5 protein-coding genes and 1 pseudogene are annotated in these 6,958 nt (G+C 62.7%); 2 read left to right on the plus strand and 4 right to left on the minus strand.

What is annotated here, in order from left to right; genetic code table 11:
- Window positions 1-16: 16 nt before the first annotated feature.
- The 4 genes from BM140_RS24845 to BM140_RS24860 all read right to left on the minus strand — a co-directional run bounded on the left by BM140_RS24845 (window position 17) and on the right by BM140_RS24860 (window position 5,020).
- Window positions 17-974 (minus strand): IS630 family transposase gene (locus tag BM140_RS24845; protein WP_091948107.1). Its coding sequence is split into 2 segments (ribosomal slippage): window positions 17-622 and window positions 624-974, totalling 957 coding nucleotides; the frame shifts between segments, so codons are not numbered across the junction.
- A 24-nt stretch (window positions 975-998) separates the two neighbouring features.
- Window positions 999-1,919, minus strand: coding sequence for a CgeB family protein (locus BM140_RS24850; protein ID WP_091952125.1), 921 nt, complete (start codon window positions 1,917-1,919; stop codon window positions 999-1,001).
- Window positions 1,920-1,982: 63 nt separating this feature from the next.
- Entirely contained in the window at window positions 1,983-2,771 is a 789-nt protein-coding gene (locus BM140_RS24855; RefSeq protein ID WP_165616563.1) for a TylF/MycF/NovP-related O-methyltransferase, read from the minus strand.
- A gap of 83 nt (window positions 2,772-2,854) precedes the next feature.
- Window positions 2,855-5,020 carry a glycosyltransferase family 2 protein gene (locus BM140_RS24860; protein ID WP_091952126.1) on the minus strand — a complete coding sequence of 722 codons (2,166 nt, stop codon included), beginning with the start codon at window positions 5,018-5,020 and terminating at the stop codon, window positions 2,855-2,857.
- Between the two features lie 704 nt (window positions 5,021-5,724).
- Here BM140_RS24860 and BM140_RS24865 point away from each other — a divergent pair.
- Window positions 5,725-6,405: a class I SAM-dependent methyltransferase gene (locus tag BM140_RS24865; protein ID WP_091952127.1), complete on the plus strand. Its 681-nt coding sequence runs from the start codon at window positions 5,725-5,727 to the stop codon at window positions 6,403-6,405.
- A gap of 261 nt (window positions 6,406-6,666) precedes the next feature.
- Window positions 6,667-6,958: pseudogene (locus BM140_RS24870) on the plus strand (transposase); the annotation flags it as partial.

A 6,958-nucleotide genomic window follows, 5' to 3' on the forward strand; every position in this document is an offset into this window, starting at 1 on the left:
CTAGAGCATCGAACCTTTAATCGGACGCATATCCCTTGGCCTTGAGGAAGTTGCGGCACTCCTGGGGCTCGAACAAGCCGCAGATGTCGCCGATGGCACGCCAGAGTGCATCGAAGGTGCGTGCCTTGGCCTTGCGCAGGTGGGCCTTGAGCTTGGCGAAGGCCTCTTCGATCGGATTGAGGTCGGGCGAGTAGGGCGGCAGGAACAGGAACCAGGCGCCGCGCTGCTTCAGACAGGCGGCAGCCTTGGAGCTCTTGTGGACGGAGAGATTGTCAAGGATGACGACGTCGCCCTTGTTCAGGGTCGGGGCGAGCTGGGTCTCGACGTAGGTCTCGAAGGCCGCTCGGTTCATCGCCTTGTCGATCACCCAAGGCGCACTCAGCCGGTCGCAGCGTAGACCGGCGATGAAGGTCTGCGTGCCCCAATGGCCGAACGGCGCCTTGGCGTGCAGCCGGGTGCCTTTGCGGCTGCGCCCGCGCAGGCGGGTCATCTTGGTGGTGACGGCGGTCTCGTCGAGGAAGACGAGGCGATGACAGGCCGCCCGCATCAGCGGCTGGCGCTTGATGCGCCACTCGTGGCGATCCTCAGGGATCGGTGCGCGTCCGCGCTCGGCGGCCATCAGGGCTTTTTTTATACGTGAAGCCGCGCTGGCAGAGGAAGCGCGACAGCGCGCCCGGCGTGACCGTTACGCCGCGCTCGCTCCGCAGGGTCTCGGCCAGTTCCGGCAGGGTGATGTCGGGCGTGGCCTCGACCGCTGCGATCAGGAAATCGGCCACCGGAGCTAATTTGCCGCCGCCCTTGGGTCGCCCCTGACGGGCGGGCGCCACCGACCCGGTTCGCGCTTGGCGCTGCGCCAGCTTGACCGCGCAACTGGCGCTGACGGCAAACCGGCGCCCTGCCTCGCGCCGTGAGTGGCCTTCCTCAACAAATCGGGTGATCCGCTCACGAAGGTCCAGCGAGTAGCATTCGCCCATGATCCACCTCCAAGCTGGAGGGAATCAGGCCATGCCCGCCTCTGCAACCCGCGATTCCAATTTCAGACACGACGCTCTAGGTTTCGAATTTGCCGGGAGACGGGTCTGTTCCGTTGCGTGGTCGAGCACTGCCGCGAGGGGCGCTAAAGGGTCGATGCCTCGCATTCGCTCATAGGCTGCCTCGGCCCGCTTTTCGCGCAAGTCCGAAGCCTCGAGCCAGAACCGGATCGCCTCGGTGGGATCCTGATCACGCGCCCAATAGGTGCACAGATCGGCGAGCTCCGGTTGATCGAGCGTCGGCGGTTCGGACAGTACGAACGCCCGCAGATGCGCCATCGCGACAAGCCGCATGGGCCCGATATGGTGGAACGGCCTGGCCCTGCCGAGGCTGAGAACGATGCGAGAGCGATCTGCTCTGACATTGCGAAGCTTCAGGGGCGTCGCGTCCGCGGGCGTGTTCACGACGAGACGGCAGGCCTTGCCGATTTGCGTCAGGAGCGGGCGGCGATGCGCGTCCACGTTGCCGAAGAAGTAGACGTCGATATCCTTGTCCCGATCGCTCAGTCGGCCGGCTGTCTCAAGGATGGGCGTGTAGCCGGGAACGATCTGGCGTGAGAACACCCCGAGATCGGACATCATCCGCACGCTTTCGGTAAAATACGAGAGGAAAAAGTGGCAGCGGTCGAAGAACCGCCGGCTCTCGGCATCGAAAAGCCACGCCGTCTCAGGTTTGTAGTTGACCATGCCCCGATCGATGAACTCGACGTCGAAGACGGCATAGTCGTAGTCGGAGGCCGCCAACTCAGCCACCTCGGTGCGCGAAAGATACTGCAGGCCAACCAGAATGTTCAGCGCGTGCGGCTCGAACCGTCCGCAATCCATCGTCACCTCATGCCCGAGCGCGGAAATCCAATGAAGGAGGCTGACATAGATGTCCTCCTTCATGACCGTCCACGCGGGCGTGCGATCGAAAACCACGATGTGTACGCGCGACACGCCGAGATGCCCTTATGCGATGTCGTGCACGAAGTAGCAGGGGAAACTCAGGTACGGCACGCGCTGCAGGCGCAGGCCGGTCAGGCCGAACACCTCACGCAACGCGACGGTCTCCCCAGGAAATCCCGGGTCGTTGATCTCGTCCAGCACCACCACGCTGCCGCGGGTGAGGTACGGGCGAATTTGAGTCAGCACGTCCCGGGTCGGGGCGTAGAGGTCCATGTCCAGATAGGCGAGCGCGATGATCGTCTGCGGGTGGCGTTCGAGATAGAGCGGCAGCGTCTGGCGCGCGTCGCCCTTCACGATCTCGTACTTCTTTTTGTGTGGCAGCGGCTTGAACGCTTCCTGCGCCGACAGCACGCGGTCGAGGAAGGTCTCGTAGCCCTGCGTCGTCCGCACGTTGCCCGGCTGGGCATAAATCGAGTCGCCGTCCTGCGGCGCAATGTCGACGAAGCCGGAGAAAGTGTCGAAGCCGATGATCTTGCGGTGATAATGCGTCGGCTCGTACAGGGTGCGGAGATTGGAGAATATCGACAGATTCTGCCCCCACCTTGTGCCGAATTCCATCACCACGCCCGGCGTATTCAAGATCAGACGATAGATGTGATCCATGAACAGGATCCGGCCGAGCAACAGATGATCGGCGAACAACGCCAGATTGTCCATGCGCTCGTTGCGCGGTATCGGCGAGGTCCGCAGGCTGTCTTCCAGATCCTGTCGTGCGGCCTGTTCCGCAGCATTGAAGGCGCGCTGGAACCCAAGGAGGTTCTCGTCTTCGCGGGCCTGATCCTGGGTCGCCATTCCATGTCGCCTTTCAGTTCTTGTATCGGGAGAGTGAGGCGGCCTTGCTCGGCCGGCATCCAGGCTGGCCGATCGTCCGATCGTTATGAATGCGATGCTTCGGTTCGGTTCCGCATCCGGCAGACGAACAACGTGTCCACGCAGAAGCTCTCGCGGACATCGAACAGCGCCCGGAAGGCTGCCTCGGCCTCGGGGCAATGGTCGTGCGCGGCCATGATGACCGCCCGATCCCCGATCAACGCCTTCAATCCGGGCGCGGATTGCTCGACCTCTCCTGCGGTATGCGCGCAATCATTGAAAATGAAGCCGTAGCCCAGATCCGGCGCGGTCGCGAAATCTCCTACATGAAGGGTGACGAACGGCAGCAGCTCCAGTGCTTCCAAATTGCGCGTGAGGACGCCGATCACGCCCCCCTCCTTCCGGAGGACCGGTTCAATCTCTGACTCGAAGACTGCGGCTGCGACCTGTCCGATGGACCGGCCGTCACCTTGGGGCGGGCAATAATGCACCTCGTCTCCAAGGTGACGGTAATTCTGAAGCTCGGGTCCGATTTCGGCGCTGACGAACTGCTTCCGATCGCCCGCATCGCGGATACCACGGGCGAGAACCGAGGTCGATCGGCCCACCCAAGCGCCCATTTCGAGAAACGGACCTTCGAGAACGCGCGCGCAACCGTAGAGCAGGCGCATCTCGCGCTCCGAGAGCCAGCCAGGAATGGACGTCAACGGGCCCGGCTCCAAAGACCAGCTCGCCTGCTCCTCCCAGATACGGGCCATCAGCGACCCGAGATGCGGCACTCCCGCCTCCCGGGCGACGACCGGTTCGAGGGCGTAGATCGCCGCGCCCAGGACGCGCACGTCCGGACAATCCGGGACCCGGTTGATGGGCGCGTCGGCGCAGGGCACCCGAATGGACAGAAGGTTCAATCCGGTCCAGGGCAGGAGAGGGTCGTTTCCGTGGCGCAACGGCACTTCTACGACGCAGTGCGCGGATTGGGGAAGGACGACTTCGATCTCCGGTCCCGCGTTGATGGAGACGAGCGCGCGGGTCTGAGGCAGAAACGGGCTGCCGCCGAGCGTGAGCGCCAGGGCTACTGCGTCCGGCACGGTGATGCGTAGCAGCGCCGCCACTTGGCGGGATGTCCAGATGTGGATGTCTTCCGCTTCGTGAAAGCCCGGCCAGCGGCTCAAGGCCTGCGCCAGCGGCGTCCGACGCTCGACCGGCCATGACCGGGCCGCCGGAAGTGTCACGACCGGAGGCATGTCCGGCAAGGGAGCATCGTTCATCGGACGGTTCGCAAGGGTGCCGTCGCGATCAGCCTGATCACGCTGGTTGCGCAGGCGCGCCCAGGTCTCGAAATGGGCCATGAACTGACGCTCGCAGCGTTCGATCACGGCGCCGATCCGCGGACCGTCCTCCATCGAGCTCCGGTCCCGCAGCCAGATCGCATCCCGCACCACCTGTGCCTTGATCATTACGTCGAGCGCCGCGTAATGCTCGCGCGCCGAAGCCCCGGTGCTCAACGCCCCCACGCGTCGATGCGTGTTGTTCGCGTGCTGTCGCCAGCCGACAAGCGGCTGAGCCAGGAGGTGATGCGTGCCGAGGAGGCCCGCCCGCGCCGGCGCGATCAGGTCGAAGCCGTAGGGGCACAGCTCGGCGCTCATCGGCGGGAACGCTTCGAACACCGAACGATGATAGGCCAGGGTCGCTCCGTACCAAAGGGCGCCCCAATAGACCGGTATGGGATCGTCCCATCCCACCACCCGGTCGCCGTGAACGGCATCGACGATGCCCATGGGTATTCCGCTTTCCGAGATCCGCAGGGCATTGCTGCTCACCAGGCGGCAGAGTGGATCACGGTCGAAACAGGCGAGGATGGCGTCCAGCCGCCCCGGCAAGGAGATGTCGTCACTGTCGGCCTGGATAATGACCGGGGCCGACGCATAGCGAGCGAATGCATCCACCAGGGCCGAACTGCGCGAGCGGCCATGCCGCAGCACCGTTGCGGCGATGTCCGGACGGGCAGCGAGACGATCCATCACCACGTCGATGCCGCCATCCTCGGATCCGTCATCCACAACGAGCAGCTCGAAATCCGGGCGCCATTGGGCGAACAGGCTGTCCAGCTGCTTGCCGATCCAGGGGGCATGGTTGTGAAGGGGAATGGCGATGGTCGCCCGCACCGGCTGCGCTTCCGATGGCGCTGAATTCATAGCGACGTCGTCCGTTCCGCCTTGCCGCACATTCATGGTTCGTTGTCGCCCCCCGTTCGGCCGGCAAACGACCCGCTTTCCGCTCTGGCTTCGCCTAACCCAGCTGGATCGGTGCGTCACTCCAAGCTTCTGTTCCGCTGGACGGCCTGCGGCAGAGCCGCTGAGAAGCCTGCGTCATTGAGCGATGCGTCGGAACCGCCGCGGGCAGGATAGATATTATCTCCGCAGCTTCGACCGGAGGCAGCCCGAGAGGGATCGGCTACCGGCTCGCCGGGGCGTTTCAAGTCGGCAGTGAGAACTGCACCCTGGTAGACAATGCGTAGGACGAGCCGATTTTCGTCCGACATGCTGACGTCCGGCCCAGGGGGCTCGGCCGCCCGGAAAGGAGCGGCTTCGAAGGTACTCTACGCATTGGCCCTCCACGGTTCTCAATGCGGGAAGCCTCCACCGGGCCGATGCCTCGATTCGGCTATCACCGTACGGCACGGTCGAGCCCAAGCTGCAGAGGCGCAAGCCACGCCGATCCCGGAACAAGATATCGCATTTGCCATTCACGCGGCGCCTCAAACCGTGCTGCGCTCTCAGACGCAAGGCAGAATTCGTTTGGGATCATGATACCGTAAGCAGAGGGAAGCGCCACACAACGGTAACGCGGGGTTGCCGTCTCGATACCGTCAACTCGGACATGGCGCCGTCACCGCTGCTGCAAAACGGCCATTGCCACTATCCGGAGCATCAAAATGATTTGCAGTGTCTGCAATGCGGCCGAATTTGAGGAAAAATTTATTTTATGGGACGGACTTTGCAGGGAGTGGCAAATTGCGCCTCACGAACGTTCTTACATTGATCGCCAGCAGGGAACCCGATGCACGTCGTGCGGGTCGAACCTTAGGTCAATCATTCTTGCACAGGCAATCATCAAGTCATTTGGGTACGCAGGCTGCCTGAACGATTGGGTAAAAACCTCAGAGCCTCAGGGCATGCGAATTCTTGAATTGAATGGTGCGGGGAGACTGACGCCAGTTTTATCGCAACTGCCTGGGCATATCGTTCGGCATTACCCGGACGTGGACATGCACAACTTACCTTATGTCGACGCCTCCTTCGATCTCGTCGTTCATTCGGACACGCTCGAGCATGTCAGCAATCCAGTGCACGCCCTCGCCGAATGTCGACGCATTCTGGGGGCAGGCGGCGTTCTTGCGTTTACAGTACCGGTTATCGTCGAGCGCCTCACACGCGGTCGAGATGGCCTGCCCCCCTCGTACCATGGTCGTGCGGACACAACCGCGCCGGATTATAGGGTTTTCACGGAATATGGTTCCGACATGTGGACACACGTTATCAAGGCAGGCTTCGATTCTGTGACAATACATACGCTAGATTATCCAGCCGCCTCGGCTATGGCTGCGATCAGGTAAAAATTGAATGCGCAATTTAACAAAACGCATTCCATGGGGCGGATCAGAAACGATCCTTCCACGTAACGTGGGTCTCTGCCCGCAGCGTCAGGAGCAGATCGAGCTTTTCTGCGAACAGCTCATCGTAATCCTCGAACCCTGTCCGGCGTCAGCGCTCTTGAGACAGATTGAGCGCCTTCACGAACGGAGGATGGCTGGTTGACCTTGCCCCCTGGTCTGCCCTTATTCTGAAGCTAGGGTCCGTCGAGCAGGAGACGGACGATGAAGAAGAGCCGGTTCAGCGAAGAGCAGATCCTCGGCATCCTGAAGGAGCAGCAGGCCGGGCTTCCGGTCACTGAGATCTGCCGCCGCCACGGCATCAGCGATGCGACGTTCTACACGTGGCGTTCGCGCTACGGCGGCATGGAGGTCTCGGACGCGCGCCGCCTCAAGGCGCTCGACGAGGAGAACCGCAAGCTCAAGAAGCTCCTGGCCGAGGCAATGCTCGACGTGGCGACGCTGCGTGAGGCGCTGGGAAAAAACTTCTGACGCCCGGCGCACGGAGAACAGCCGT

The sequence above is a fragment of the Methylorubrum salsuginis genome (assembly GCF_900114375.1).
Classification (GTDB): Bacteria; Pseudomonadota; Alphaproteobacteria; order Rhizobiales; family Beijerinckiaceae; genus Methylobacterium; species Methylobacterium salsuginis.